Genomic DNA, 26,496 nt, shown 5'->3' on the forward strand with positions numbered 1-26,496 from the left:
AAGCGGCGGCCGGAGAGCGCCCCCCTACCCCCGCCCCGCCTTCACCATGTCCGCGATCCGCACGAACTTCTCGCGCGGGGCACCGAGGCGGGCTTGGGCGATTTCGGCTTCGTCGATCTTCTGCCAGTCGCGGAAGGTGACGATCTCCAGATCGCGCTCGGCGATCAGCGCGTCCAGGCCAGCCCGGCCCTGCTTGCCGGCCGCGGCGGGCTGGTCGGCGGCGATGGCTTCGGCGATCAGGAAGCCATCGGGCTTGTTGGTGCCGATGGTGCCGCTCGGCCCGCGCCGCGCCCAGCCGACGCAATAAAGGCCCGGGCGAATGCGACCCTCCTCATTGGCGAAGCGGCCGCGTGCCTCGTCATAAGGCACGTCGGGAATGGGCGGGGTGCGGTAGCCGATGCAGCTGATGATAAGATCGGCCGGCATGGTCACGCGCTCGCCGGTGCCGATGCTCTGCTGCTGGGCATCGAGCCGGGTCCGCTCCAGCACCAGCCGCTCGACGCGTCCCTCCCCTTCTACACGCTCAGAGACGACGAAGAAATCGAACCGGATCGCCACCACCTTCTCAGGCGATGGCTCGGCGAACTGGCGGAGCAGCGCCAGCGATTTGCGCTGCCCCGGCTCCAGCGCCTCATCGACCGAGGTCGGTGGCAGGTCGGCGGGGTCGACATGGACGGAGGCGCGCTCCAGCCGGCCGAGCTCGCCCAGTTCCTTGGGCGTCATCGCGATCTGCGCCGGGCCGCGCCGACCCAAGATGGTGATCGAGCGGGGCTGCGCTTTATTGAGAATGTCATAGGCATGAGCGACGACATCGCTCTCCTCAAGCTCGCGCGCGGTCTTGGCGAGGATGCGGGCGCAATCCAGCGCGACATTGCCATTGCCGATGATGACCACATCGCGCTCGTCGATGCGCGGTGCGAGATCGGCATGATCGGGATGGCCATTATACCAGCCGACGAAAGCCGCGCTGCCGATGACGCCGGGCAGATCGTCGCCGGGCACGCCCAGCGGGCGATCCGACGGCGCGCCGGTGGCGAGGATCACGGCATCGTAAAGACCCTGAAGCTCCGGGATCGACACGTCGCGCCCGATGACGAGATTGCCGACGAAGCGCACCGTGTCGGTCAAGGCCACGGCCTCATAGCGGCGGGATACGGCCTTGATGGACTGGTGATCCGGCGCGACACCGGTGCGGACAAGGCCGAAGGGGACGGGCAACCGGTCGATGATGTCGATCGCCACATCCTCGCCGAACTGCTTCTGGCAGGCTTCCGCGGTATAATAGCCGGCAGGGCCAGACCCGATGATGGCGATATGACGCATGGAACGGCCTCTCCAGAAAATGTGTCTTGCGGGGGGCAGCCTAGCCGAGGCTGCGCGCGAGGCAAGGGCCGTGCGCATGAGAGCGACGCCCGTGGAGCGATAGGCGCGCCCAAACGAAAAGGGCGGACCATTCGGCCCGCCCTTTCAGATCGATGTACCGATGCCGCTCAGCGTGCAGCGGGCGCTGCTGCCGAGGCATTGGCGGGCAGACCGCCGAGCTGGGTCACCAGCTTGGTATAGGCATCCAGATAGGCCAGCACGATGACCTGGCCGATATCCGTGTTCTGGTAGCCGCCGCCAGCCGCGCCGGCAAAACCGCCCCACCAGCCCGCGCCGCCGCCGGCACCGAAGCTCAGATCCGACTTGCGCGAATAGCCCTCGGTCATCGCTTCCTCGACCGTGGTGCGCGCGTTCACGATGGAGAGCGTCACATTGGCTTCGCTCTTCTTGATGTTGATGCCGCCGGCCAGCGCGCCGAACGTGCTGCGGCCCAGGAAGCCGCCCAGCATGCCGCCCAGAGCGTTGCCGCCGCTATTCTTGTTGGAGGTCACGATGTCCGGCTGGAGGAAATAGTCCGCCGCCTTCACCTGACCGCGCCCGATGTTGCTGCCGGCCTGCAGCTCACCCTGATCGGCCAGGGCGCGCTCCATCGCGCGGTTCTGCATCGAGCGGCCGCGGTTAACGAGCGTGAAGCAGCCGGACTGCTGGATGAAGATGCGCAGGATCGCTTCGGGGCTGCCGAGGCTCAGCTCGCGCCACCACTGCGTGTCCGGCTCGACGATGGCGACGGTGCCCAGATTCTTGGTGCAACGCGGGATGTCGCGCGTGCCTTTGTCCTGCGCCTTGCGGCCCGAGGATTGCGCCATGGCCGGCTGCACCACCAGGCCGATCGCGGACAGCGCCAGCGCCAGTTTGATCGATAGTTTCATGTGTTACCTCACCCACAAGGATTATGCAGTCGACGCCCCTGCCGAACCACAAGGCCCGCTGTTTATCACAGCAAAATGCCGGCACAAGGTTAACGACTGCACGGCGGCGGCGCATGACAGGCGGCGCTCCTCATGTCTTGTATGAAATGGTCGCGGCGGGCCCTCTTTCAGAAGGCTTTGCCGGAACCCTTCCGCCTGCTATCGGCGCGCAATGACTGACCTCGCCCACATCCGTAACTTTTCCATCATCGCGCATATCGACCATGGCAAGTCGACCCTTGCCGACCGCTTGATCCAGCGCACCGGCGGACTCTCGGATCGCGAGATGACCGCGCAGGTGCTCGATAACATGGATATCGAGAAGGAACGCGGCATCACCATCAAGGCCCAGACCGTGCGCCTCGATTACACCGCGAGCGACGGCAAGACCTATGAGCTCAACCTCATGGACACGCCGGGCCATGTCGACTTCGCCTATGAAGTCTCGCGCAGCCTCGCCGCGTGCGAAGGCGCATTGCTGGTCGTGGATGCCGCGCAGGGCGTGGAAGCGCAGACGCTGGCCAATGTGTACCAGTCGATCGAGCATGACCATGAGATCGTGCCGGTCATCAACAAGATCGATCTGCCCGCCGCCGAACCGGAGAAGGTTAAGGCGGAGATCGAGGATGTGATCGGCATCGACGCCAGTGAGGCCGTGCTCGCCTCCGCCAAGGCCGGCATCGGCATTGACGAGATCCTCGAAGCGATCGTCAAGAAAATCCCCGCGCCCAGTGGCGACCGGAACAAGCCGCTGGAAGCGATGCTGGTCGACAGCTGGTACGACCCCTATCTCGGCGTCGTCATCCTTGTGCGCGTCATCAACGGCGTGCTCAAGAAGGGCCAGAACATCAAGTTCATGATCGGCGGCACGGAGCATCTGGTCGACCGCGTCGGCTGCTTCCGCCCCAAGATCGAGACGCTGCCCGAGCTTGGCCCGGGCGAAATCGGCTTCATCACCGCGCAGATCAAGGAGATCACCCAGACCCGCGTGGGCGACACCATCACCACAGTGAAGAACGGCGCGACCACGCCCCTGCCCGGCTTCAAGGAAGTGCAGCCGGTGGTGTTCTGCGGGCTCTTCCCGGTCGACGCGGCGGACTTCGAGAAGCTGCGCGAAAGCATCGCCAAGCTACGGCTCAATGATGCCAGCTTCTCCTTCGAGATGGAGAGCAGCGCGGCGCTGGGCTTCGGCTTCCGCGCCGGGTTCCTCGGCCTGCTGCATCTGGAGATCATCCAGGAGCGGCTGACGCGGGAATATGATCTCGACCTCATCACCACCGCGCCGTCGGTCGTCTATCGCATCCAGCTGCGCAAATCGAAGACCGAGGATGCGCGCGAGATCCTGCTGCACAATCCGGCGGACTATCCCGACCCCAGCCGCATCGAACAGATCGACGAGCCGTGGATCAAGGCGACGATCTACACGCCGGACGAATATCTGGGCAGCATCCTCAAGCTCTGTCAGGACCGGCGCGGCATTCAGACCGGCCTCACTTATGTGGGCGGCCGCGCGCAGGTGAGTTACGAGCTGCCGCTCAACGAAGTGGTGTTCGACTTCTACGATCGCCTCAAGTCAATCAGCCGGGGCTATGCCAGCTTCGACTATGAGCAGATCGGCCTGCGCGAGGGCGACCTGGTGAAGATGAGCATCCTCGTCAACAACGAGCCGGTCGACGCGCTCTCCATGATCGTCCATCGGGGCGTCGCCGAGGAGCGCGGCCGCCACATGTGCGAGCGGCTGAAGGACCTCATCCCCCGCCACCTCTTCAAGATCCCCATTCAGGCGGCGATCGGCGGCAAGGTGATCGCGCGCGAGACCATCGCGGCGATGCGCAAGGACGTGACCGCCAAATGCTATGGCGGCGACATCACCCGCAAGAAGAAGCTGCTGGAGAAGCAGAAGAAGGGCAAGGCGCGGATGCGCGAATATGGCTCCGTGCAGATTCCGCAGGAAGCCTTCATCGCCGCGCTCAAAATGGGGGACGACAGTTGAGCGAGCAGACTAGCGACGAGGATTATGTGTTCGATGAAGCCAGCGGCGAGTGGCTGCCGGCTTCCGAACTGGCCGCCAAGCAGGGCGCGGCCGATGCGGTGGAAGTGCGCGACGCAGTCGGCAATTTGCTGGCCGATGGCGATCAGGTCACTCTGATCAAGGATCTGACCGTGAAGGGCGCGGGGCAGACGCTCAAGCGCGGGACGCTGATCAAGTCGATCCGCCTGACCGGTGACCCGCAGGAAATCGACTGCCGCTACGAGGGCATCAAGGGGCTGGTGCTGCGCGCTGAGTTCGTGAAGAAGCGGTGAGCGCGGCACCGGGCCGCCCATCGCAAAGGAGTGCAGCCTGATGGCCAAGACTGACGCCGGCGGACGCTTCGAGCGGCATCGCCAGCCCTGGACCGCCGCCGAGATCGACAAGCTGCACACGCTGGCGAAGAAGGGCATGGCGCTGAAAGCCATCGCCAAGGCGCTGACCCGCAGCGAGGAATCGGTGAAGGACCGCGCCAAAGCGGACGGGCTGACGATCGCGAAACTGCGTTAAGGCGCGGCCCCTAATCCTGCCAGCAGCAAACGGCGCCCGTCCGAGTGAGCGTCCGGCAACCTTCGGCGCGCACAAGCGTCTCATCAGGGCCAGCTCCCAAGCGAGATGGAAGTGGCACATCGCTGTTGTGGACATGTCGAGTCCGCGGCGGCCGCTTGCCCCTGTGCGAGACCATGCTGGAGGATGTCCCCATGCCCATTTCCCATACGCCCCTGATAGAGCGCATTGCGCGCGTGCTCGCCGGACTGCGGCTGAGCGAGAATGCCGATGGTACCGAGCCGAGCGCCAGCCGGTCTGTGGACCTGGAATGGGAAGACTGCCGTGAGGACGCGCGCGCGGTGCTCCGCACGATGCGCGAGCCGGACGCGGCAATGGCCAGCGCAGGCAATGAAGAGATTTGGGAAGCGATGATCGCGGCCGCATTATCGGGCGAAGCGAGCGGTGCGGGTGCAAACCAAGCCAACCCGGATGAGACCAATCCGCTTGCTCCCCCGATCAATCTCAACGCGGGCAGCTGAAGTCTCGGCGCGCTATCCCTAGCTTTCGGGTAGCTGGTTGGTCCGGTTCAGCCGGTCGATCACTTCATCGAGCGGCTCGACGACCGTCACGCTACGGCCTTCGCCAAAGCGAATGCGCGTGCCCTCGCCGACATTGGAGATGAACGAAATCTGCGTCGCATTGACGGCGACGGGGGCGCGATCCGGGCTGGTGAACTTGACGAACATGGGCACGCTCTCCTGCTTATGATTGGGGACAGCCTAAGCGCATTCTCGCGCCACGCAATTGCTCGTCGCGCGAAGGTGGAAAATATCTGGCAGGCTGCCGCTTCTCGCGCCTTATCGGCCCGACAGGCTGTTGCTGATGCCGAAGAAGAGCTCCGAGAGATTGATGCCGAGCGACAGGAACGCCATGACGCAGGCCAGCGACACCAGCGCCGCGATCAGCCCATATTCCACTGCCGTCGCGCCCCGCTCATTTGCGCGCAGCCGATCAAAGGGCGTCAGGTCACGGTCAACCGCAGGTGATGTCTGGCGCGGCATGGGGCACTCCTCACATTTGCCGGTTCAACGTCGTCGCAAATGGTGGAGAGGTGGTAAAGAGAAGGCGCCAAATGACGTGGGGCTAAGGGGGCGGGAGGTCCGTCAGCCCAAACCGAGTGAAGCCACGGCGATCAATGCCGCCATGCCGGTGAGGCTGGTTACCAGCCCAAGTTCCAAAGCCTTTGCTCCGCGCTCGGTGCGGAGAATCCGCATAATCATGTCATCCTCCAATGACATAACCCATAGCAACCGCTGGCTTTACGGGCGCTTAACGAAGCCGCTGGAAGACGACCGATCTGCACAAAAATCCCTCCAGACTGGCCGCGCGGAGGCGATTCCTCCGCCCAAGTCTCAGTCCGCCAATTGACGTGGCGACCGACTCACGGCAGGAGCAAGCATGGCCGACATGACCGATCCCGTTTCCGCCGATCCACTTGCCCAGCCCGCATCCTTCAAGCGCCGGGGAATGCTTTTCGTGCTGTCCTCCCCTTCCGGGGCCGGCAAATCCACCATCTCGCGCAAGCTGCTGGCGCATGACCCGGGCCTGACCATGTCCGTCTCCGCCACCACCCGGCCGATGCGGCCCGGCGAAGTCGACGGCAAGGATTATCATTTCGTCGATCTCGAGCGGTTCCGCGCCATGGTGACGGACAATCAGTTCCTCGAATGGGCACATGTGTTCGATCATCGCTACGGCACGCCCCGCGCGCCGGTGGAAGGGATGCTGGAAGCCGGGCACGACGTGCTGTTCGATATCGACTGGCAGGGCGCCCAGCAGCTTCACCAGCTTGCCGGCGGCGATGTCGTCCGCGTGTTCATTCTGCCCCCCTCGATGATCGAGCTGGAAGCGCGGCTGCGCGGACGCGGCACGGACAGCAACGACGTGATCGAGCGGCGCATGGCGCGCGCGCACAGCGAAATCGCGCACTGGGACGGCTATGATTATGTGCTCGTCAATGACGATGCCGAAGCCTGTTTCGCCAAGGTGCTCACGATCCTGCAGGCCGAACGGCTCAAGCGCCACCGGCAGACCGGCATCATCGGTTTCATCCGCAAGCTCGATCGCGAGGAAATCTAGCCCTCAGCCCGGCCCGCAGGGGTCATCGGCCCGGCCACGCAAAACTTTGCAAGCCAGATGCCCTCCATATCTGTATGGGGGGCGCATAAGGCGGACCACTAAACAGGATGACGCGCGCAGATGAGGCCTTTGAAACAGGCTTTGCGGCGAGGATGGTCCACCGCTCCACTCTTTTTTGATTAGCGAGATACATGCCCTTTTCCACACTCCCCCCTCTTCTCGCCAATGCCCTTGCCGAGCGCGGCTATGCTGACCCCACGCCCGTTCAGGCCGAAGTTCTGGAGGCGCAGGCGCATGGCCGCGACCTTATCGTCTCGGCCCAGACCGGATCGGGAAAGACCGTGGCGTTCGGCCTCGCCATTGCCACCGACCTGCTGGAAGATGGCGAGCGCATGGCGCCGCCCGGACTGCCGCAGGCGCTCATCATCGCGCCGACCCGTGAACTGGCGCTGCAGGTGAGCCGCGAGCTGATCTGGCTCTATGGCAAGGCCGGCGCGCGCATCGCCACCTGCGTGGGCGGCATGGATGCGAGCAAGGAGCGCCGTGCGCTCTCGCATGGCGCGCAGATCGTGGTCGGCACGCCCGGCCGCCTGCGCGACCACCTGGAACGCGGCGCCCTCAACCTCTCCACCCTGCGCGCGGTGGTGCTGGACGAAGCCGACGAGATGCTCGACATGGGATTCCGCGAGGATCTGGAAGAAATTCTCGACGGCACACCGCAGGAGCGCCGCACCCTGCTCTTCTCCGCGACCATGCCCGCCCCCATTGTGGCGCTGGCCCGGCGCTATCAGCGCGACGCGCTGCGCATCTCGACGGTGACGCAGGAACGCGGCCATGGCGACATCAGCTATCAGGCGATGGCTGTGGCGCCGGCCGACATCGAACATGCCGTGGTGAACCTGCTGCGCTTCCATGAGGCGGAGACGGCGATGCTGTTCTGCGCGACGCGCGACAATGTGCGTCACCTCCATGCCGGGCTGGTCGAGCGCGGCTTCGCGGTCGTCGCTCTTTCCGGCGAGCATAGTCAGAATGAGCGCAATCAGGCGCTGCAGTCCCTGCGCGACCGCCGCGCGCGCGTGTGCGTCGCGACCGATGTGGCCGCGCGCGGTATCGACCTGCCGACGCTGAGCCTCGTTGTCCATGTCGAGATTCCGCGCGACGCCGAGACGCTGCAGCACCGCTCCGGCCGCACCGGGCGCGCGGGCAAGAAGGGCACCGCCGTGCTCATCGTGCCCTATCCGCGCCGCCGCCGGGTGGAATCGATGCTGCGCGGCGCGCGCATCCAGGCGGACTGGATTTCGCCGCCCTCGGCCGACGACATTCGTCGCGCCGACACGCAGCGCCTGCTCGATACGCTGCGCGCCCCTGTCGAACTCAGCGAGCAGGATCATGAGCTGGGCCGCCAGTTGCTGGCCGAGCGCAGCCCGGAAGATGTCGCCGCGATGCTGGCCCATGCCTATCGCGCGCGCCTGCCCGAGCCTGAAGATCTACTGGGCAGCGATGCCCCCGCCGAACCGCGCGGACCCCGCCCCGGTTTCGAGCAGAGCGCCTGGTTCCGCCTGAATGTCGGCCGCAATCAGAATGCCGATCCGCGCTGGATCCTGCCGCTGCTCTGCCGGCGCGGCCACATCAGCCGCACAGAGATCGGCGCGATCCGCATCGCGGCGCAGGAAACCTTGTTCGAGGTCGCGGGCGGCGTCGCTGCGCGCTTCCTCGATGCCGTGCGCCGCACCGCCAGCGAGGATGACGAGGTCGACATCCAGCCGACCGACGGCAAGCCCCGCGAGGAAGCGCGTCGCAATCGCCGCGACAATGCCCGCCCCGTCCATGCGCCCAAGCCCTATCGCGCACCCGCCGCGCGCGGACCGCATGGGGGCCGCCCGGATCAGGCCCAGCCCGGCCCCCATGGCGCCGGCAAAAAGAAGGGCCCGAACAAGTGGAAGGGTGGCGCCAAGCCCTTCGCGCACAAGAAGCCCGGCAAGGATAGATGATCGCAATCCTCGTCGATGCAGATGCCTGCCCGGTGAAGGAAGAAATCTACCGGGTGGCATTTCGGCATGAGACGCCGGTCAGGATCGTCAGCAACCAGCGCATCCGCATCCCCGATCATCCGCTGGTCGAGCGGGTGGTCGTGTCCGACGCCTTCGATGCGGCCGATGACTGGATCGCCGAGCAGGCCAGCCCGACGACAATCTGCATCACCGCGGACATTCTGCTCGCCGATCGCTGCCTGAAAGCCGGCGCGAGCGTGATCGCCCCGACCGGCAAGCCCTTCACCACCGCGTCCATCGGCAGCGCCATCGCGACCCGCGCCATCATGGCCGATCTGCGCGCCGGCGGCGACATCATCGGCGGCCCCGCGCCATTCAGCAAGGCGGACCGCTCACGCTTCCTTTCCGCGCTGGACGAGACGATCGTGCGGCTGAAGCGGCAGCAGCCAGCGTGACGGGCGATCAGCGGTTACCGACGGCCACACCAGCAATGCGGCCTTCCGGCAAGGAGGGCGTCGCAGGACTGGTGAGCGAGAACGCATAACCGACCTCGGCAGCATCAGGCCCATAGAATGAACCGTGAAAATCTCCTGAAAAGTTGGTGTTGTAGGAAGAAAGACTACCTTGGAAGGTCGGACCGTCCGAGGAAATCGTAGCCGTACCTGTAAAATCACCAAAGGGGGTATCTGCCCCAAGCGTCCAGTAATCGATCAGTTTCAGCTCCGTATAAATCCTGCCAGAGTCGAAATCAGCGTCCAGACGGCCATCTCCGAGGATCGCCGTACTTCTGCCGACAAATCCTTGCCCCCTGACATGCAAAGCATAGCTGGCTGTGCCGGTTCGCGGCATTTCATCCGAGCTTGACGGAGAGCCGTAGAGAAACGCATTATATCCGACCCCAACCTGCGTCCATTCGCCATAGCTGAGGTAGTGGAACTGTAGCTCCGCTTTGTTGGTACCTAATTGCGGCGTCAGGTTGTTGAATAACGCAATGCTTTTTCCACGCTCGGCTTCGCTGACCTTTCGGAATGAGATGGAGGTTTTTGTAGGATCGGGGGCTTGAGCGAGATCCTCTCCGGTGAAGCTCGCCGAGATGCTGTCAGTCGTGATGGTGTAAGTGCCAGTTTGATAGTCGGGCGTGACGGTGATCGAAGTCGCCGCGGGTGCGTTATCGTCATACACCGGAGGACTGTAATTGGTCTCTCTCGCATAGCTTAGGGGCGAGCTGATGAGGTCAAATGTCGTGGCGCCTTGCAGCGGGAAGGTGCTGCCCGGAGGCGGGGGCGGAGGAGGCGGTGGAGGCGCGACATACTGCTTGAGAGCACCCGTGACGACACCCCCGCCGAGCGAGTTAAGGTCGGCATTATTGATCGCAAAAGTATAGCCGAACTCTCCACCGTCGGGACCGAAGAAGCCGCCGAGAATGGACCCTTGATAAGTGCCGCCGTCCCAGGTGCCCTGAAACGTGTTGCCTGCTCCGATATGACCAGTTCCGTTGAGAGACGGGAGGGAGACGGAAGCTCCAGAGACGCTGCTAAGCCCGGAAAGCTGCAAGAACGTCGAGAAGCTTTGATCGCTAAAGTTTGCCGTCAGGCTCGCTTTGCCGCTCAGGCTATACTCGCCCACGCGATCGTAGAGGATGCCTTCCGCAAATCCTTCGTATGTGCCGCTGCCACCGATCGGCAAATCTCCAGCCGTGGTCGGCACGCCGAAGTAGAAATAGGCATTCACGCGCCGCTGCGGAGTTCCGAAACTCGTGTCGCGAGAGATGAACTCCCATCCGCCGTAACTCACATAGGAAAGCCTCAGATCGGGTCTCAGCGGGTCTGCATAGTCCGGCTGCCTGAACCACAGGACACGCGTGCCATCCGCAGCGCTGTCGCTCCAGCCGATGTCCCCTCCCGAGAGGTTGGGCGCGTGAATCTGACCACTGGCCAGAATGTTGTACAGTGCATATCGACCACCCGCGCGAGGGTCGACATAGAGCCGAGCCGCGCTTGAAGATTGATAAGGGCTGTGTCGCGTTCGGAGGGTCTCATCGTAGTAATTGATATCAACTTCGACAGAACCGGACCGAAAGTCTTGCGTTTGCCCCAAAGCCTCCATCAGCGTTCCGCTAGTTGCTGCCGGCAAAGAGGTTGGCGGTGCAGGACGAACAAGGGCGGCGGCGGACGGCGCCGGGGCGGGTGTCGGTGAAGGCGACGGAGTTGGAGAAGGCGCAGGCGTGCTGTTGACACCGCCGCCGCCACACGCTGTCAGCAACGTGCAGACCGCTATGAAGCAGCCTCGAAAATGGTACTGCAATGCAACCCCCACCCGGTGAACTCGGATGTTTGTTTGGGCGTTCGCAGGTGGCAGGGTCAAGCCGATTGAGCTGAAAGGAGCCACCACTTTTGTCTTGTTTCAGAACGGCGAGTGTCCAAGGAAGCCGAGTTTTTTCCCGGCGTGGCCCTCCTCGAGAACTTTTTGTCGCGAATCTCAGCGCGCCATGAAACGACGAGCCCTCACTTCCGCTTGGGCAGCGGTGGCAGAGCCTTGGCTTCCTCCAGCACGCTCGTGTCGATCAGCGTCGCGAGTTGCGCGCGGGTGCGCGGCGTGCGCTTGTCCTGCTTGGCAAGCCAGGCTTCCTCTTCCTCCAGCACGTCGAGCAGGTCGCCCGTCCAGTCCGCCAGCCAATTGTGGTGGGACCAGCTCCGCTTGACCAGCTCCAGCGGATAGCCGCTGTTCTGCGCCACGAGCTCCTGCGCCCGTGTCGGATCGCGGCGGACCTCCTGCGTGGCATCGATGATCGCGCGGACCATAACGACGATGTTCCGCCGCATCTGCGGGTTGGCCAGCGCGCCCGCGGTGGTGTTGAGATTGAACAGCTCGCGATAGACGCCCTTGCCGCTGAACTCGATGGCATCATCGCCAATCGCCTGCGCGGCGCGCTCGACTTCCGGCTCCCAGATCGCCACGGCATCGACCTTTCGATCCGCCAGTGCCTGCGGCATGTCGGGCAGCTTCATGCCGACCATGGTGACATCGTCACTGGACAGGCCGACGGTTTTCAGCATCTTCTGGGTGAAGAAGCCGGACGAAGTGACGGAAATCGTCGCAATCCGCTTGCCCTTGAGATCCGCCAGCGAGTTGATGCCGGCCGATTTGCGCGCGACGATGCGGTACAGCCCTTCGGTCACGGTCATGACGATCCGCATGTCCGGGTTGCGCAGCGAGTAGCGCAGCGCCTGCGTCTCCGCATTGGTCGCGATGTCGGCCGGCGCGCTGCTGTCATCCGGCGTCGCGCCGGGCTCGCCCACGAGATTGGCGACGCTCCCGCGCCCCACCGTGACAGGCGCCGGATAATAGGATTCAGCGGCGATAAAGAGCGGCGCGAACTCGAACACGGTGAGATTGCCGAACGCGCGGATCGGGCCAGCCTGCGCGACAGTCGCGGAAGCCGCCGACGCCACGGGCGTGTCCGCCTGGGTGCAGGCCGAGGTGCTGGCGACCAGAATTGAGAGACCGGCCAACAGGACGCCGCGCCCACGCCGACGCGCAGGGCCATGGCTCATCGCCCGATTGAATGCCGACATCCTCTTCTCCCTCACATCGCTTTTGACGGCCGGAGGCTAGCGAGCGGCGGCGCCGCCAACAATGCACGGAACGGCATTGATCCTTGCCTGGGGTGGCGGGGGTTGAAGGAACACAGGGGAATTGCTGGATATCCGCTGAAAGCCGCCGGTCCGGGACACGACGCCATTGCGGACAGTCGGCATCTTTCGGCAACCTCCGATATTAGTGGCTATTACCCAGAGAACATCTGATAATTTTGTCAGATGTGAGGAAAGTGTATGCTCGAGCATTTGAAAGCCATCATTCCTGACGGCGAGGTCGTACTGGCACTCGAACCAGAGGAACTGGCCGGGAAGCTGCTTTTTATTCTACGCCAGAATGGCGGCAATATGTTTCAGCTAAGTAACATCGAAGCGGAGCTGGGCAACTCCGTGCTATCCGGGTCGGAATTATACCCACGCGGCCAATGGGCTGCAATTGGGTTAGCTTTGCGTGAAGCAGCCGCATGGCTTTTGGCGCAGGGTCTGGTCATTCCTGCTGAGGGCACCAATGGCAAAAACGGTTGGTGCGTGCTCAGCCGTCGTGCTCAGAAGTTTCAAGATGAGCGCCAGTTCGCCAGCTACACGGCAGCACGCCGCCTGCCACGGGAAAACCTTCATCCTCGCATAGGCAGCAAAGTGTGGATGGCTTTTATGCGTAACGAGTTCGACGTCGCAGCCTTTCAGGCCATGAAAGGAGTCGAAATCGCGGTTAGGGAAGCTGCCGATTTTTCTCAGGGCGAGCATGGCGTACCTATGATCCGCCGCGCATTCCACAAGGATACGGGACCGCTGACGGATGAGAAAGCAGAAGATGCAGAGAAGGAAGCACTCTCTGCGCTCTTTGCTGGCGCGATCGGATTATACAAGAACCCCCACTCCCACCGAGACGTGGACCTTACCGATCCAGCAGAAGCAGCAGAAATTGTGATGTTGGCCAATCTCTTGCTGCGGATCGTCGACAGTCGAGCTGAAAAGCGCGGCGATTGACACAGCTAGATCTGCTTTATCGGCCCTCCCCGCATACGACCGCAAAACCTCCAAGCGGCCGTTCGCTTAGTTCACGCACGCGGTCCGATCAAGCCGCCGCCCGCGCCCGCAGCTCCAGCGCGGCTGCGATGAGGTCGCGCGTGTAGTCCGTCTGCGGCGCGTTGAAGATCTGCTGCGAGGAGCCCTGCTCCACGATCCTGCCGTTGCGCATCACCACCATCTCGTGCGCGAGGGCGCGGACGACCTTGAGGTCGTGGCTGATGAACAGATAGGTCAGGCCATGGCTCGCCTGCAGGTTGCGCAGCAGGTCGACGATCTGGGCCTGCACGGACATGTCGAGCGCGGAGGTGGGCTCGTCGAGGATCACGAGATCGGGCCGCAGGATGATCGCGCGGGCGATGGCGATGCGCTGGCGCTGGCCGCCGGAGAATTCGTGCGGGTAGCGATCCAGCACCGCCGTGGAGAGGCCGACCTCCTCGATCATCGTCGCGACAGCCTCGTAGCGCTCTGCTGGCGTCAGGTCGGGTCGGTGGATCGGCAGCCCCTCGCCGACGATCTGGCCGATGGTCATCTTGGGGCTGAGGCTGGCAAAGGGGTCCTGAAAGACGATCTGCATCCGCTTTCGCAGCGGGCGCATCTGCTTCCAGTTGCGTTCGTGCAGCGGCTCATCCTCGAACCAGATCGGCCCTTCCGAGCGGCTGATGCGCAGCAGCGCAAGGCCGAGCGTGCTCTTGCCCGAGCCGGACTCGCCGACCACGCCGAGCGTATGCCCGCGCGGGATCGAGAGCGTCACGCCATCCACGGCTTTCACAAAGGCGCGCGGCTTGCCGAACCAGCCCTTAATCGGGAAATGGACCTTCAGATCCTCGGTGCGGACGAGTGGCGCGGGATTTCCCTCGATCTTCAGCGGCTCGCCGCGCGGCGTCGCGTCCAGCAGTTTGCGGGTGTAGGCGTGCTGGGGGTTGTCGAACACCGCGCTGGTGTCGCCCGCCTCCACCACCTCGCCCTGCGTCATCACGCAGACGCGCTCGGCCATCTTGCGCACCACGCCCAGATCGTGGGTGATGAGCAGCATCGCCATGCCGAGGCGCTGCTGGAGATCCTTGAGCAGATCGAGCACCTGCGCCTGCACGGTCACGTCGAGCGCGGTGGTCGGCTCGTCGGCGATCAGCAGGTCCGGCTCGTTGGCCAGCGCCATGGCGATCATGATGCGCTGGCGCTGCCCCCCGGAGAGCTGGTGCGGATAGGATTTGAGGCGGTTCTCGGCATCGCGCAGCCCGACCAGCTTGAGCAGATCGATGGTCTTGGCCACCGCCGCCGCCCGGCTGATTGCGGGATCGTGCAGCTTCATCGCCTCGATGATCTGCCGGTCGATGGTGTGGAGCGGGTTGAGCGCGGTGAGCGGCTCCTGCGGGATCAGCGCGATGCGCGCGCCGCGCAGGGTCTGCATCGTGCGCTCGCTGGCGCCGACGATCTCCTGCCCGTCCAGCCGGATCGAGCCGGACGGATGGAACGCCACCGGATAAGGCAGCAATTGCAGGATCGACATGGCGGCGGTGGACTTGCCCGAGCCGGACTCGCCAACCAGTGCCAGCGTCTGGCCCTTCTCCAGCGTGAAGGAGACGTCCTTCACCGCCTCGACGATGCGGCCTTCCGAGCGGAACGAGCAGCACAGCCTGTCGACCGCAAGCAGGGGCCTGTCCGGGGCGCTCATGTCGATTTCCTTGGATCGAAGGCATCCCGCGCCGCTTCGCCGATGAAGATGAGCAGCGAGAGCATGGTGGCCATGACGGCGAACCCCGCGATGCCGAGCCACGGTGCATAGAGATTGTTCTTCGCCTGGTTGAGCAGTTCGCCGATGGAGGGCGATCCGCGCGGCATGCCGAAGCCGAGAAAATCCAGCGCCGTGAGGATGGTGATGGACGAGGAGACAATGAATGGCAGGAAGGTGATGGTCGCGACCATCGCATTGGGCAGGATGTGCCGGAACATGATCGTGCGGTTGCCAAGGCCAAGCGCCCGGGCGGCGCGGACATAATCGAGATTACGCGCGCGCAGGAACTCGGCGCGCACGACGTGCACCAGCGTCATCCAGCTCACCAGCAGCAGCACGCCGAGCAGCGTGAAGAAGCTGGGCGTGAGGAAGCTCGCCATGATGATGAGCAGGTAGAGCATCGGCAGGCTCTGCACGATCTCGATGCAGCGTTGGAAAATCAGGTCCGTCCACCCGCCGAAATAGCCCTGGATGGCGCCGGCGGTGATGCCGATGATGGAGCTGAAAAAGGTGAGCAGCAGGCCGAAGGTCACCGAGAGGCGGAAGCCGTAGATGATGCGCGCCAATACATCGCGCGCCTGATCGTCCGTGCCCAGCCAATGACGCGCGGAGGGCGGCGACGGCGCGGTAACGGGGATATCATAGTCGATCGTCCGGTAGCTGTAGGGGATGATCGGCCAGATCGCCCAGCCGTCGCCCTCAGCGATCATCGCCCGCACGGCGGGGTCCTGATAATTGGCCTCGGTCTGGAACACGCCGCCGAATGTGGTCTCGGGATAGGCGCGCAGCACTGGCGCGTAGATCTCGCCGCGATAGCTCAGCAAGATGGGCTTATCATTGGCAATCAGCTCCGCGCACAGCGTCACCGCATAGAGCGCGAGGAAGATCCACAGGCTCCAATAGCCGCGCTTGTTGGCCTTGAAATTGGCCCAGCGCCGGCGCGTGAGCGGGCTCATCCGGCTGATCGGGCGCACAGGTCGGGGATGAACGGCCGGGGCTGCGACGGGCGTTTCGGCGTTCATCAGACGTCCCGCCTTTCGAAATCGATGCGGGGATCGACCAGCACATAAGTGACATCGCCGAGCAGATTGGTCAGCAGGCCGAGCAGCGAGAAGATGAACAGCGAGCCAAGCATCACCGGATAATCCCGGTTGATCGTTGCCTCGAAGCCCAGCAGCCCGAGGCCATCCAACGAGAAGATCACCTCGATCAGCAGCGAGGAGGTGAACAGCACGCTGACGAAGGCGGCCGGGAAGCCGGCGATGACGATGAGCATCGCGTTGCGAAAGACATGGCCATAGAGCACGCCGTTCTCGGAGAGGCCCTTGGCCCGCGCCGTGGTCACATATTGCTTGCCCACTTCATCGAGGATCGAATTCTTGGTGAGCATGGTGAGGTTGGCGAAGGCGCCGATGACCATCGCGGCCACCGGCAGGGTGATGTGCCAGAGATAATCGAGCACCTTGCCGATGAGCGAGAGCTCCTCCCAATTATCCGAGACCAGGCCCCGCGCCGGAAAGATGCTCCAGAATGTGCCGCCAGCGAAGAGCACGACCAGCAGCACCGCGAACAGGAAGCCGGGAATGGCATAGCCGATGGTGACGAAGAAGCTCGACCAGGCATCGAACGCCGTCCCCGCCCGCACAGCCTTGCGGATGCCGAGCGGAATGGCAACGAGATAGGTGATGAGCGTGGTCCAGAGGCCCAGCGAGATCGACACCGGCAGCTTCTCGATGATCAGATCGATGACCGGCTGGTCCTTGTAGTAGCTGTTGCCGAACTCGAACCGCGCGAAATCGCCGAGCATCTTGAAGTAGCGATAGAGCACCGGCTTGTCGAAGCCGTAGAGCTTCTCAAGCTCCTTCACCATCGCCGGGTCCAGCTCGCCGGTGGGCATGATGCCGCTGCTCGCGCCGGTGTCCACGGTGCCGCCGATGGTGGCCGTCGCGTCCATCGCGGTGCCGGCGAACCGCGCCTGGATCTGGTCGATCGGGCCGCCCGGCACGAACTGGATGATGATGAAGGTGATCGTGACGATACCGATCAGCGTTGGCACCATCAGCAGGAGCCGGCGGGCGACATAGGACCAGAGCGCCGTCATGAAGACTGTCCTTGTGCGTGCCCGGCCGTCTTGCCGGGGTCGGCCCACCATGTGTCCAGCGTCATGATCGGGAAATTATAGGCGGGCTGCTTTTTCGGCATGCCGAACCGGTCCCAATAGGTGATCGGCATCTGCCCCACCGGCGCCGGGTAATCATGCTGGAAGGGAATGGCGTAGAAATTCCACAACAGGATGCGATCGAGCGCCCGCATCGCGCCGACCACGGTCTCGCGATCCGTTGCGGTGATCATCTGCGCGAGCATCTTGTCGACGGCCGGATTCTTGACGCCCGGATAGTTCAGCGATTGCGGCTGATCCGCGGCGTGCGAGCCCCAGATCAATGTCTGGCCGATGCTCGGCGTCTCATGGCCGGGAAACATCGGGATGTTAAGCAGCAGATCATAATCATAATGCCGCAGCCGATGCCGGAATTGCGCGCTGTCGAACGAGCGGAAACTGATGGCGATGCCAAGCTGCCGCGCATTCTCGACAAAGAGCGAAACCTGCCGGTCCATCAGCGGGGAATAGCTGATCAGCTCGAGCGCCATGGGGCGACCGGTTGTCTTGTCGATCAGCCGGCCGTCCTGATAGCGATAGCCCGCCGCCCGCAGGATCCGCACCGCCTCGATGAGATTGGCCCGGCGATTGCGCCAGTTCCCGCCAACCGGCAGGTCCGGCGCCTTGGTGAACACCTCGCCCGGCACCTCGTCCCGCACGGATTGGAGCAGCTCCAGTTCCCGGCCCTGAGGCAGGCCCTCGGCCGCGAACTCGCTGTTGGTGTAGAAGCTGTGCAGGCGGCCATGATGCCCGGCGAGCAGGGTCCGGCGCACCCACTCGAAATCATAGGCCAGCATCAGCGCGCGCCGCAATTGACGATCCGCCAGCGCGGGGCGCCGTGTGTTCATGACGATGCCCAGATAGAAGGACGGGCTGCGGTAATCGATGACCTGCCGCTTGATCTGGCCCGCGCGGAAGGCCGGCAACTGCTTCTCGCTCGCCCAGCGCACCGCGCTCGTTTCCTGCCGAAAGTCGACATTGCCGGCGAGGAAGGCCTCATAGGCCACGGTCTGGTCCCGGTAATAATCGTGCCGGATGATGTCGAAATTGTAGCGGCCCTTGTTGACCGCCAGATCCTTGGCCCAATAATCCTTCACGCGCTCATATTCGATCCAGCGCCCCTGGCTGAAGCGGCCGACCTTATAGGGGCCGCTGCCCAAGGGGCGGTCGAGCGAGGCGGCGTTGAGCGGGTGCTTCGCGTAATAATGGCGGGGGAGCAGCCACATATCCATCACCACCGTCGGCAGCGTGGGATTGTTAGGCTGGGTGAAATAGACGCGCACCGTGTGCGGCCCGCGCTTTTCCGCACGCGTCACGGCCTGCTCCAGCCGTTTGAGCGACGGCGTCACCAGGCCCTTGGCCTGATCGATGGTGAAGATGATGTCCTCGGGCGTGATCGGCACGCCATCATGCCAGCGCGCGCGGGGATCGAGATGGAAATCCATCCATGAAATATCTTTGGGATAGGTGATCGACTCGGCGACCAGCGCGTAGCGCATTGCCGGCTCGTCCGAACTGCGCCGCATCAGCGGCTCGTAAACCTGCATCATGCCGATGGGCGGCGTGCCGAGCAGGGCCATGAGATTGAGACTGTCGAAGCCGCCAATATAGGCCACCCGCAGCGTGCCGCCCTTGGGCGCCTTGGGATCGGCATAGTCGAAATGCTTGAAGCCGGGGCCGTATTTGGGGGTGCCGAACACCGCATAGGCGTGACTGGAGATCAGCTCATTGCCGCCCGGCACGGCCTGCACGCTGGCGGAACTGATCGTCAGCAGCAGGGGAAGGCAGAGAAGCGCCAGCAGGAGTTGCCGAAGCACCCCGAGGCGCTGCCTCACCGGCCCGGCAGGTGGCGGCAGGCCCCCATCATCCAGGCCATGGTCTTTCGGGCCGTCCGCAGCATCTCCAGCCATACTCTCCCTTCCGAACCCCAGATGGAGTCCAGCAAACCGGTGATGCTCATTCGATCTTGCGCCGAATGTCGCCCCACCCGCTCCGTTGGTTCAATGTCTAACTTTAGTTGACCTAACTAACAATTCGAATCGAACTTATCTTGTCATAATTCGCGGTGCCAGGCGCGTAAACGTCCTGCTCGTCATCGTGCCGCGCCTGCTCCGCCAATGCAACCGGCTGCCGCACAGCGCGGCACGGCTTTGATCGCCGCGCGCATCCTGCTAGCCCATGCGCATGAAGAACATCGCCACGCTCACCCTCAATCCCACCATCGATGTGGCCTATGAGGTCGACAAGGTCTTCGCCACGCACAAGATGCGGACGGCTGGCGAATATCATAATCCCGGCGGCGGCGGCATCAATGTGGCCCGCGTGTTCGTGCGGCTGGGTGGCAATGCGCGGGTGCATTACCTGTCCGGCGGGGCGACGGGCGTAGCGCTCGATGGCTTGCTCGACCGGCATCAACTGGTGCGCGCGCAGATCCCGATCCAGGGCGAAACCCGCGTCGCAACCTCGGTGCTGGAGAGGGACAGCGGCAAGGAATATCGCTTCACGCCGCCGGGCCCGGTGGTGGAGGAAACCGAATGGCGGCTGGCGCTCGACCAACTCAGCCAGGTGACGTGCGATTATTTCGTGGCCAGCGGATCGCTCCCGCCCGGGGTGCCGGAGGATTTCTACGGGCAGCTTGCCGCCGCGCTGGCGCCGCGCGGCATCGGCTTCGTGCTCGACAGTTCAGGCGCCGGTCTGCGCGGTGGCCTGAGCGACGAGCATGTGCTGCTGGTCAAGCCGAGCCAGGGCGAATTGCAGCAGCTCGTCGGGCGCGACCTGAAAGGCCCGGATGCCATTGCGGCGGCAGCGCAGGACATCGTACGATCGGGCCGCGCCCGCTATGTCGCGGTCACTCTAGGCCATGAAGGCGCGGTGCTGGCGACGGCAGAGAGCACCCTCTATCACCCCGCCATCCCCATCGACGCGAAAAGCGCGGTCGGCGCGGGGGACAGCTTCGTCGCCGCGATGGTCTATGCGCTGGCCAGCGACTGGCCGGTGGAAGATGCCTTCCGCTATGGCATTGCCGGTGGCACTGCGGCGGTGCTGACGCCGGGCACCGACCTCGCCCGCCCGGCCGACATCGACCGCCTCTACGCGCAGATCAAAACCGGCTGACCAGCGCGCGCGCCGCCGCCTGCACGTCCCGCCAGGTCACACCGAACCCGGCTTCATCGCCAAAATAGGGGTCGGCCACGGCCTGCCCTTCCCGCCCCGGCACCATGTCCAGCAACAGGCCGACATGAGCGCGATGCCCCGCGGGTGCAAGGCGCCGAATGTTGGCGAGATTGTCCCCATCCAGCGCAAAGATCATGTCGAAGCGCTGGAAATCCGCCGGGGCGATCTGCCGCGCGCGGTAGGTTGAGATGTCGATGCCATGGCGCAGCGCGGTGGCCTGGGCGCGCGGATCGGGCGGCCGCCCGACATGCCAGTCGCCTGTGCCTGCCGAGTCCGCCGTCACATCAAGGCCCGCCAGCGACGCCTCGTGCCGGAACGCGGCCTCGGCCAAGGGCGACCGGCAGATATTGCCGAGACAGACGAACAAAATGGCGGATGGGGTTGGCTTGAGCATGCGCCTCGCTATCATGCGCGGACGACGAACGCGACCCGACCGCGCTTCGGCCAGGCCGCGAGACAGGAACCCGCCCCCATGTGCGGGCGTTCGCAACGAGAGCCACGCCGAACCCAATCACGGCGGACCCAACCATGACGCAAACCATGACGCAAAGCATGACAGGGGAATCACCATTTCGCATCCCTCCGCATTCGATCTTCCAGCGCCCTCAATCGACACCCTCGACCATCTCAGCCTGTTTCTGGATCTGGACGGCACGCTCTTCGAGCTGATCGACCATCCCGAAGAGGTGATCGCAGACGAGCGTCTGCGTAGCCTGCTCACCCGGCTGTCGACGCGGCTCGATGGGCGTCTGGCGGTCGTGAGTGGGCGCTCCATCGCGCAGATCGACGCCATTCTCGGCCCTATCGCGCAGGATCTGGCGGTTTCCGGCAGCCATGGCAGCGAGCATCGCTGGCGCGGCGTCGCGGCGCATCCGGTGCGGCCCAAGGGACTGGACGAAGCCGCCGCGGACTTTCGCGCCTTCGCCGGGCGGCATGAGGGCGTGATCGTCGAGGACAAGAGCTATGGCGTCGCGCTGCATTTCCGCATGGCGCCGCAGATCGAGGCGGAAGCCACTGCCCTCGCCACCCGCCTCGCTGACGACCTCGGCCTTCATTACCAGCCCGGCAAGATGATGACGGAACTGCGGATGCCCGGCGGCGACAAGGGCAAGGCCGTGCGTACCCTGATGAGCCGGGCGCCCATGGCAGGCACCTCGCCGTGGTTCCTTGGCGATGACGAGACAGACGAGGCCGCGTTTCTCGCCGCGCAGGCGCTTGGCGGCGTCGGGGTAATCGTGGGCGATCGGCGGCCGACCGCAGCCCAATACAAGCTTGCCAATCCGCGCGCCGTACATGCCTGGCTGGAGGACCTGCTCTGATGACTGCAACACTCGACCTCTGGCCTATCGGCAATTGCCAGGTCTCCGCCCTGATCGACCGGGCCGGCCGCTTCGTCTGGGGCTGCGTGCCCCGCGTGGATGGCGACCCGGCCTTCTCCTCCCTGCTTGACCCGGCCCCGCGCGCTGCCGAGGGCGCACGCGGCTTCTGGGAAATCGACCTGGAAGACTGCGTGGAGACGACGCAGCATTATGTGCGCAACACGCCGGTGCTGGTGACGCGGCATGAGGACAAGCATGGCAATGCCATCGAGGTCATCGACTTCTGCCCGCGTTTCCACCGCAGCGGGCGCATGTTCCGTCCGGTCGCTTATGCCCGCATCGTCAAGCCGGTGGCGGGTAGTCCGCGTATCCGCATCCGCCTGCGCCCGGCGCGCGACTGGGGCGCGCGCGATCCGAACCGCACGCGTGGTACCAATCACATCCGCTACATGCTCTCGGACATGACCCTGCGCCTGACGACAACCGCGCCGGTCGGCTGGATCGAGGACGAGCGGCTGTTCCGGGTCGAACGCCCGCTGCACTTCTTCTTGGGGCCGGACGAGAGCTTTGCCGACGATCTGCGCATCACGCTGGACACCATGCTCGACCGGACGATCCGTGAGTGGCAGGGCTGGGTGCGGGGTCTCGCCACGCCCGTGGAATGGCAAAAAGCGGTCATTCGCGCCGCGATCACGCTCAAGCTGTGCCAGCATGAGGAAACCGGCGCGATTGTCGCGGCGCTGACCACATCGCTGCCCGAACATGCCGATAGCGGGCGCAACTGGGATTATCGCTACTGCTGGATTCGCGACGCTTATTACACGGTGCAGGCACTCAACCGGCTCGGGGCCCTCGATGTTCTGGAGAGCTATCTCGAATATCTGCGCAACCTCGTCGACAATGCACGCGGTGGCCATATTCAGCCCCTGTACGGCGTGGGCGGCGAAGCCACGCTGACCGAATGGATCGCGCCGGGGTTGGCCGGCTATCGCGGCATGGGGCCGGTGCGCGTCGGCAACCAGGCGGCCGAGCAGATCCAGCACGATGCCTATGGCCAGATCGTCCTCTCCAGCACCCAAAGCTTCTTCGACCGGCGGCTGCTGCGCATGGGCGGCACCGACGATTTCCATGCGCTTGAGGCCGTGGGCGAGCGCGCGTGGGACGTCTATGACAAGCCCGATGCCGGCCTGTGGGAGCTGCGCACCCGCAGCCATGTCCACACCTACTCCGCCGCGATGTGCTGGGCGGCGTGCGACCGGCTAGCCAATGCCGCCGCCGCGCTCGATCTGCCGGAACGGGCGGCCTTCTGGCAGGGGCGGGCCGATAGCATGCGCCAGACCATAATCGATGCGGCGTGGCGGGAGGACACAGGCCGGATGTCCGCGACATTCGGAGGCGACGATCTCGATGCCAGCATCATCCAGTTGCTGGACCTTCGCTTTCTCTCGCCGGGCGATCCGCGGTTCAAGACGACGCTCGAGGCCGTCGAGCAGGGGTTGCGGCGCGGCAGCCACATGCTCCGTTATGCCACCGAGGACGATTTCGGCCTGCCCTCGACCGCCTTCAACGTCTGCACCTTCTGGCTGATCGAGGCGTTGCACGCCACCGGACGGGTCGACGAGGCGCGGATGTTGTTCGAGGAAATGCTCAGCCGTCGCACTGCCGCCGGCTTGCTCTCGGAGGATATCGACCCGGCCACGGGTGAGCTGTGGGGCAACTATCCCCAAACCTATTCGTTGGTTGGATTAATCAACTGCGCCGTTCTGCTCAGCAAGCCGTGGAGTACCATCAGATGACTCGCCTCGTCATCGTGTCGAACCGCGTCAGCCCGCCGACGGGGGAAGGACAAGCCAATCAGGGCGGCCTTGCGGTCGCGCTGTCATCGGCGCTGCGCGAGACAAATGGCATCTGGTTCGGCTGGTCGGGCAACGAGACCGAGACGTTCACCGGTCATGTGAATTTCAGCAAAAGTGATGGCGTCACCACCGCCACCGTCGACCTTGAGCCGCAGGATGTCGACGAATATTATAACGGCTTTGCCAATCGCACGCTCTGGCCGCTCTTTCACGACCGGACCGACCTCGCAGAATTCGAGCGCAACTTCGCGGGCGGTTATGCGCGGGTGAACGAGCGCTTCGCCGACACCCTGCTGCCGCTGATCACGCCCGAAGACCTGATCTGGGTCCACGACTATCACCTCATCCCGCTCGGCGCGGAACTGCGCAAACGCGATGTCACCAACCGCACCGGCTTCTTCCTCCACACGCCCTGGCCCGTTGCGCGCCTGCTGACCTCCCTGCCGAGCCACGCCAAGCTGGTGAATGCGCTGTTCGCCTATGATCTCCTGGGCTTCCAGTGCCAGGCCTGGCTCGATTCCTTCCTCTATTATGTCCACGACCAGTTCCCCGAGGCGGAAATATCGGACGGTGTGATCCGCATCGGCGACCGGACCGTGCGGGTCGTCGCCTGCCCGATCGGCATCGATGCGGGGGACTTCGCCAAAAGCGCGACCACCCCGGAAGCCGATGAAGCGCGCGAAAGCATCCTGCGCAGTCTGGAAGGCCGCGACCTCATCATGGGGGTCGACCGGCTGGACTATTCCAAGGGCATGGAGCAGCGGTTTCACGGGTACAGCCGCTTGCTGCAGGACCATCCCGAATTTCAGGAAAAAGTCACCTTCCTCCAGATCGCGCCGCCATCGCGCGAGCAGGTCTCCAGCTATCAAGACATCCGCCGCGAACTCGATGCGCTCTCGGGCCATATCAATGGCGAGTTCGCCACCGCCCATTGGGTGCCGTTGCGCTATGTGAACCGTGGCTATGACCGGCTTGCCCTCTCCGGCATGTACCGCTCCGCGCGCGCTGCGCTGGTGACGCCATTGCGAGATGGGATGAACCTGGTCGCGAAGGAATATGTCGCGGCGCAAGACCCGGAAAATCCCGGCGTCCTCATCCTCTCCCGTTATGCCGGCGCCGCCGAGCAATTGCAGGATGCCCTGCTGGTCAACCCGTTCAGCCCGGAAGAACTGGCCGACGCGCTGCACCAGGCACTGCTCATGCCGCTTGAAGAGCGCAAGAACCGGTGGCGCGCGATGATGGACAGCGTAGAAACGCAGGACATCCGCTGGTGGCTCAAGCGCTTCCTCGATCTGCTGACGAGCGAACACCCGCCGCGAGGGAGCGCTGCCGAGGCCTCTGAGAGTTCAGAAGGCGCAGATACGAAAGAGGCCGCTCAGGCTGCAGCCTCCTCCTGAGCGGAGGGCGCGGTCGCGATCCGCGCCTTGGAGAAGGCGAGCACGCACAGGATGCAGCAGCCGACCGGCACCAGCAGCGCCAGAAAGAACATGCCGGCGGACATGTTGGCAGCGATCAACGCCCCGCCCACGAGCGGCCCCGCCATGGCACCCACGCGCGCGACAGCAACTGCCAGACCGATGGCGGCCGACAGCATCGTGATCGGATAGATGCTCGCGGCCACGGCCGTCAGCGCGATATGGGCGCCGCCTACGCCCATGCCGATAATCAGCATGAGCAGACCCCAGGTGGCGAATGCCGGCGCCAGCACCGCCAGCGCCACCAAGCCGAGCGACACCAGCGCATAGCCTGCCAACAGCGCCGGGATCGTGCGGTGACGGTCGATCTGCGTGGCCAGAATGAGGCCGCCGACCAGTCCGCCGATCTGCACGATGGAAGCCATATGGGCCGACGTCTCGAAGCTGAAGCCGACCCCGCGCAGCACCGTCGGCAGCCAACTCGCCAGCATGTACATGGACAGCGCATTGAAGCAGAACAGCGCGGAAAACAGCGTGGTGCGCAGCAGATAGCCGCGCCCCAGCGGCGCCAAGATGGGAATGTCCGTCCAGTGCCACGCCCGCTCGCGCGCCGCTTTGACCGCTACGGGCGCCGCCGGCAGACGCGTGAGAAACAGCGCGAGAAGAATCGTGATCACAAACATGAAGGTCGCCGGAACGGTGAACGCCGCTTCCCACCCGCGCCCGGTCGTGAGCCACGGCACCACGATACCGGCGCCCGCCGCACCTACAGGAATGCCGCACCCGACGATGGTCATCGCGCTCGCCCGCCGCTTGGCCGGCATCACCTCCGCGAGGATCGCCAGCACATTGGGCAGGCAGGCGCCCAGCGCCGTGCCGGTGAGCAAGCGCCACCAGAAGAGCTGACTGACCGTCTGCGACCATGACGTGCCGAGCGTCGCGAAGCTGATGACGCCGAGCGCCACAACGGTCGTCGTCCGCCGCCCGACCTTGTCGCCCAGCGGCCCGAGAAAAAAGGCGCCGAGACCAAGGCCAATGACCACGGCGGAAAGGGCCGGCGCGAACAGGGCCGGTGACTCCCCCCAAAGCTGCGCCAGATGCGGCACGATGACGGGCATCGAGCCGATGTCATAGCCATCGATGACCATGATGATGAAGCTCAGCAGGCCGACGATGTAGATCTGAAATCCGCTGGCCGCCTTGGCAGGCGCCGGCGGATCCGCTTGCGCATCGGCCGACAGAATTGCGTTGCTCTGGCTCATCTCGGTCCCATCCTCT

The 26,496-nt window shown here is 64.4% G+C and carries 24 protein-coding genes; 12 read left to right on the top strand and 12 right to left on the bottom strand.

Features of this window, described 5'->3' with window-relative positions; all coding sequences use genetic code 11:
- Positions 1-24 precede the first annotated feature (24 nt).
- Together M2333_RS10080 and M2333_RS10085 are read right to left on the bottom strand one after the other, a co-directional pair.
- Complete coding sequence (locus M2333_RS10080) at positions 25-1,323, bottom strand: FAD-dependent oxidoreductase (RefSeq protein WP_264611660.1); 1,299 nt, start codon at positions 1,321-1,323, stop codon at positions 25-27.
- A 167-nt stretch (positions 1,324-1,490) separates the two neighbouring features.
- A complete protein-coding gene (locus tag M2333_RS10085; protein ID WP_181558816.1) occupies positions 1,491-2,252 on the bottom strand; it encodes a CsgG/HfaB family protein in 762 nt (253 codons plus the stop codon).
- 211 nt (positions 2,253-2,463) lie between these two features.
- Between M2333_RS10085 and lepA the strand changes: the two genes are divergently transcribed.
- The 4 genes from lepA (at position 2,464) to M2333_RS10105 (ending at position 5,348) form a co-directional block, all read left to right on the top strand.
- Complete coding sequence (gene lepA / locus M2333_RS10090; protein WP_264611661.1) at positions 2,464-4,284, top strand: translation elongation factor 4; 1,821 nt, start codon at positions 2,464-2,466, stop codon at positions 4,282-4,284.
- On the top strand, positions 4,281-4,595 hold the full coding sequence (locus M2333_RS10095; protein ID WP_181558814.1) for an alkylphosphonate utilization protein: 315 nt from the start codon (positions 4,281-4,283) through the stop codon (positions 4,593-4,595). Before lepA ends, M2333_RS10095 begins: the two co-directional genes overlap by 4 nt.
- Before the next feature lie 40 nt (positions 4,596-4,635).
- Positions 4,636-4,830 carry a hypothetical protein gene (locus tag M2333_RS10100; RefSeq protein WP_181558813.1) on the top strand — a complete coding sequence of 65 codons (195 nt, stop codon included), beginning with the start codon at positions 4,636-4,638 and terminating at the stop codon, positions 4,828-4,830.
- A 191-nt stretch (positions 4,831-5,021) separates the two neighbouring features.
- Positions 5,022-5,348, top strand: a complete 327-nt coding sequence (locus M2333_RS10105) for a hypothetical protein (RefSeq protein WP_264574539.1) — start codon at positions 5,022-5,024, stop codon at positions 5,346-5,348.
- 18 nt (positions 5,349-5,366) lie between these two features.
- On the opposite strand, the gene M2333_RS10110 is transcribed toward M2333_RS10105, so the two are convergent.
- Positions 5,367-5,555, bottom strand: a complete 189-nt coding sequence (locus M2333_RS10110; protein WP_181558812.1) for a flagellar FlbD family protein — start codon at positions 5,553-5,555, stop codon at positions 5,367-5,369.
- A 111-nt stretch (positions 5,556-5,666) separates the two neighbouring features.
- The gene (locus M2333_RS10115; RefSeq protein WP_264572146.1) at positions 5,667-5,870 is read right to left on the bottom strand and encodes a Flp family type IVb pilin; all 204 of its coding nucleotides are present in this window, start codon (positions 5,868-5,870) and stop codon (positions 5,667-5,669) included.
- Between the two features lie 397 nt (positions 5,871-6,267).
- Here M2333_RS10115 and gmk point away from each other — a divergent pair, with 397 nt between their 5' ends.
- The 3 genes from gmk (at position 6,268) to M2333_RS10130 (ending at position 9,394) form a co-directional block, all read left to right on the top strand.
- Positions 6,268-6,948, top strand: coding sequence for a guanylate kinase (gene gmk, locus M2333_RS10120; protein ID WP_181558811.1), 681 nt, complete (start codon positions 6,268-6,270; stop codon positions 6,946-6,948).
- A gap of 191 nt (positions 6,949-7,139) precedes the next feature.
- Positions 7,140-8,939 carry a DEAD/DEAH box helicase gene (locus tag M2333_RS10125; protein ID WP_264611662.1) on the top strand — a complete coding sequence of 600 codons (1,800 nt, stop codon included), beginning with the start codon at positions 7,140-7,142 and terminating at the stop codon, positions 8,937-8,939.
- On the top strand, positions 8,939-9,394 hold the full coding sequence (locus M2333_RS10130) for a YaiI/YqxD family protein (RefSeq protein WP_413716524.1): 456 nt from the start codon (positions 8,939-8,941) through the stop codon (positions 9,392-9,394). The genes M2333_RS10125 and M2333_RS10130 overlap by 1 nt, the downstream gene beginning before the upstream one ends.
- A 7-nt stretch (positions 9,395-9,401) precedes the next feature.
- Here the strand turns inward: M2333_RS10130 and M2333_RS10135 are convergent, their stop codons facing one another.
- On the bottom strand, positions 9,402-11,045 hold the full coding sequence (locus M2333_RS10135; protein ID WP_264611664.1) for a transferrin-binding protein-like solute binding protein: 1,644 nt from the start codon (positions 11,043-11,045) through the stop codon (positions 9,402-9,404).
- Between the two features lie 398 nt (positions 11,046-11,443).
- Positions 11,444-12,514 carry an ABC transporter substrate-binding protein gene (locus M2333_RS10140; RefSeq protein ID WP_264611665.1) on the bottom strand — a complete coding sequence of 357 codons (1,071 nt, stop codon included), beginning with the start codon at positions 12,512-12,514 and terminating at the stop codon, positions 11,444-11,446.
- Positions 12,515-12,772: 258 nt separating this feature from the next.
- On the opposite strand from M2333_RS10140, the gene M2333_RS10145 reads away from it, so the two are divergent.
- Positions 12,773-13,522, top strand: coding sequence for a TIGR02391 family protein (locus M2333_RS10145; protein ID WP_264611666.1), 750 nt, complete (start codon positions 12,773-12,775; stop codon positions 13,520-13,522).
- An 88-nt stretch (positions 13,523-13,610) separates the two neighbouring features.
- On the opposite strand, the gene M2333_RS10150 is transcribed toward M2333_RS10145, so the two are convergent.
- The 4 genes from M2333_RS10150 to M2333_RS10165 all read right to left on the bottom strand — a co-directional run bounded on the left by M2333_RS10150 (position 13,611) and on the right by M2333_RS10165 (position 19,364).
- Positions 13,611-15,236 (bottom strand): ABC transporter ATP-binding protein, encoded by a 1,626-nt coding sequence (locus M2333_RS10150; protein WP_264611667.1) that lies wholly within the window; start codon positions 15,234-15,236, stop codon positions 13,611-13,613.
- Positions 15,233-16,252, bottom strand: a complete 1,020-nt coding sequence (locus M2333_RS10155) for an ABC transporter permease (protein WP_413716525.1) — start codon at positions 16,250-16,252, stop codon at positions 15,233-15,235. The genes M2333_RS10150 and M2333_RS10155 overlap by 4 nt, the downstream gene beginning before the upstream one ends.
- A gap of 65 nt (positions 16,253-16,317) precedes the next feature.
- Positions 16,318-17,397, bottom strand: a complete 1,080-nt coding sequence (locus M2333_RS10160; protein WP_264611669.1) for a microcin C ABC transporter permease YejB — start codon at positions 17,395-17,397, stop codon at positions 16,318-16,320.
- Positions 17,394-19,364, bottom strand: coding sequence for an extracellular solute-binding protein (locus M2333_RS10165; RefSeq protein ID WP_264611670.1), 1,971 nt, complete (start codon positions 19,362-19,364; stop codon positions 17,394-17,396). Before M2333_RS10165 ends, M2333_RS10160 begins: the two co-directional genes overlap by 4 nt.
- 274 nt (positions 19,365-19,638) lie before the next feature.
- Here M2333_RS10165 and M2333_RS10170 point away from each other — a divergent pair, with 274 nt between their 5' ends.
- On the top strand, positions 19,639-20,568 hold the full coding sequence (locus M2333_RS10170; protein WP_264611671.1) for a 1-phosphofructokinase family hexose kinase: 930 nt from the start codon (positions 19,639-19,641) through the stop codon (positions 20,566-20,568).
- Here the strand turns inward: M2333_RS10170 and M2333_RS10175 are convergent.
- Positions 20,555-21,022 (bottom strand): low molecular weight protein-tyrosine-phosphatase, encoded by a 468-nt coding sequence (locus M2333_RS10175; protein WP_264586636.1) that lies wholly within the window; start codon positions 21,020-21,022, stop codon positions 20,555-20,557. The two genes, M2333_RS10170 and M2333_RS10175, sit on opposite strands and share 14 nt — an antisense overlap.
- Between M2333_RS10175 and otsB the strand changes: the two genes are divergently transcribed.
- Genes otsB through M2333_RS10190 form a run of 3 tightly spaced genes read left to right on the top strand, consistent with a single transcriptional unit; the run spans position 21,021 to position 25,200 of the window.
- Positions 21,021-21,947: a trehalose-phosphatase gene (otsB, locus tag M2333_RS10180; protein ID WP_264611672.1), complete on the top strand. Its 927-nt coding sequence runs from the start codon at positions 21,021-21,023 to the stop codon at positions 21,945-21,947. The two genes, M2333_RS10175 and otsB, sit on opposite strands and share 2 nt — an antisense overlap.
- Positions 21,947-23,743, top strand: coding sequence for a glycoside hydrolase family 15 protein (locus tag M2333_RS10185; RefSeq protein WP_264611673.1), 1,797 nt, complete (start codon positions 21,947-21,949; stop codon positions 23,741-23,743). Before otsB ends, M2333_RS10185 begins: the two co-directional genes overlap by 1 nt.
- Positions 23,740-25,200, top strand: coding sequence for an alpha,alpha-trehalose-phosphate synthase (UDP-forming) (locus M2333_RS10190; protein ID WP_264611674.1), 1,461 nt, complete (start codon positions 23,740-23,742; stop codon positions 25,198-25,200). Before M2333_RS10185 ends, M2333_RS10190 begins: the two co-directional genes overlap by 4 nt.
- Here the strand turns inward: M2333_RS10190 and M2333_RS10195 are convergent.
- Complete coding sequence (locus M2333_RS10195) at positions 25,179-26,480, bottom strand: MFS transporter (RefSeq protein ID WP_264611675.1); 1,302 nt, start codon at positions 26,478-26,480, stop codon at positions 25,179-25,181. The genes M2333_RS10190 and M2333_RS10195 overlap by 22 nt on opposite strands.
- Between the last annotated feature and the right edge of the window lie 16 nt (positions 26,481-26,496).

The organism is Sphingobium sp. B11D3B (assembly GCF_025961735.1).
In the GTDB taxonomy this organism is placed as follows: Bacteria; Pseudomonadota; Alphaproteobacteria; order Sphingomonadales; family Sphingomonadaceae; genus Sphingobium.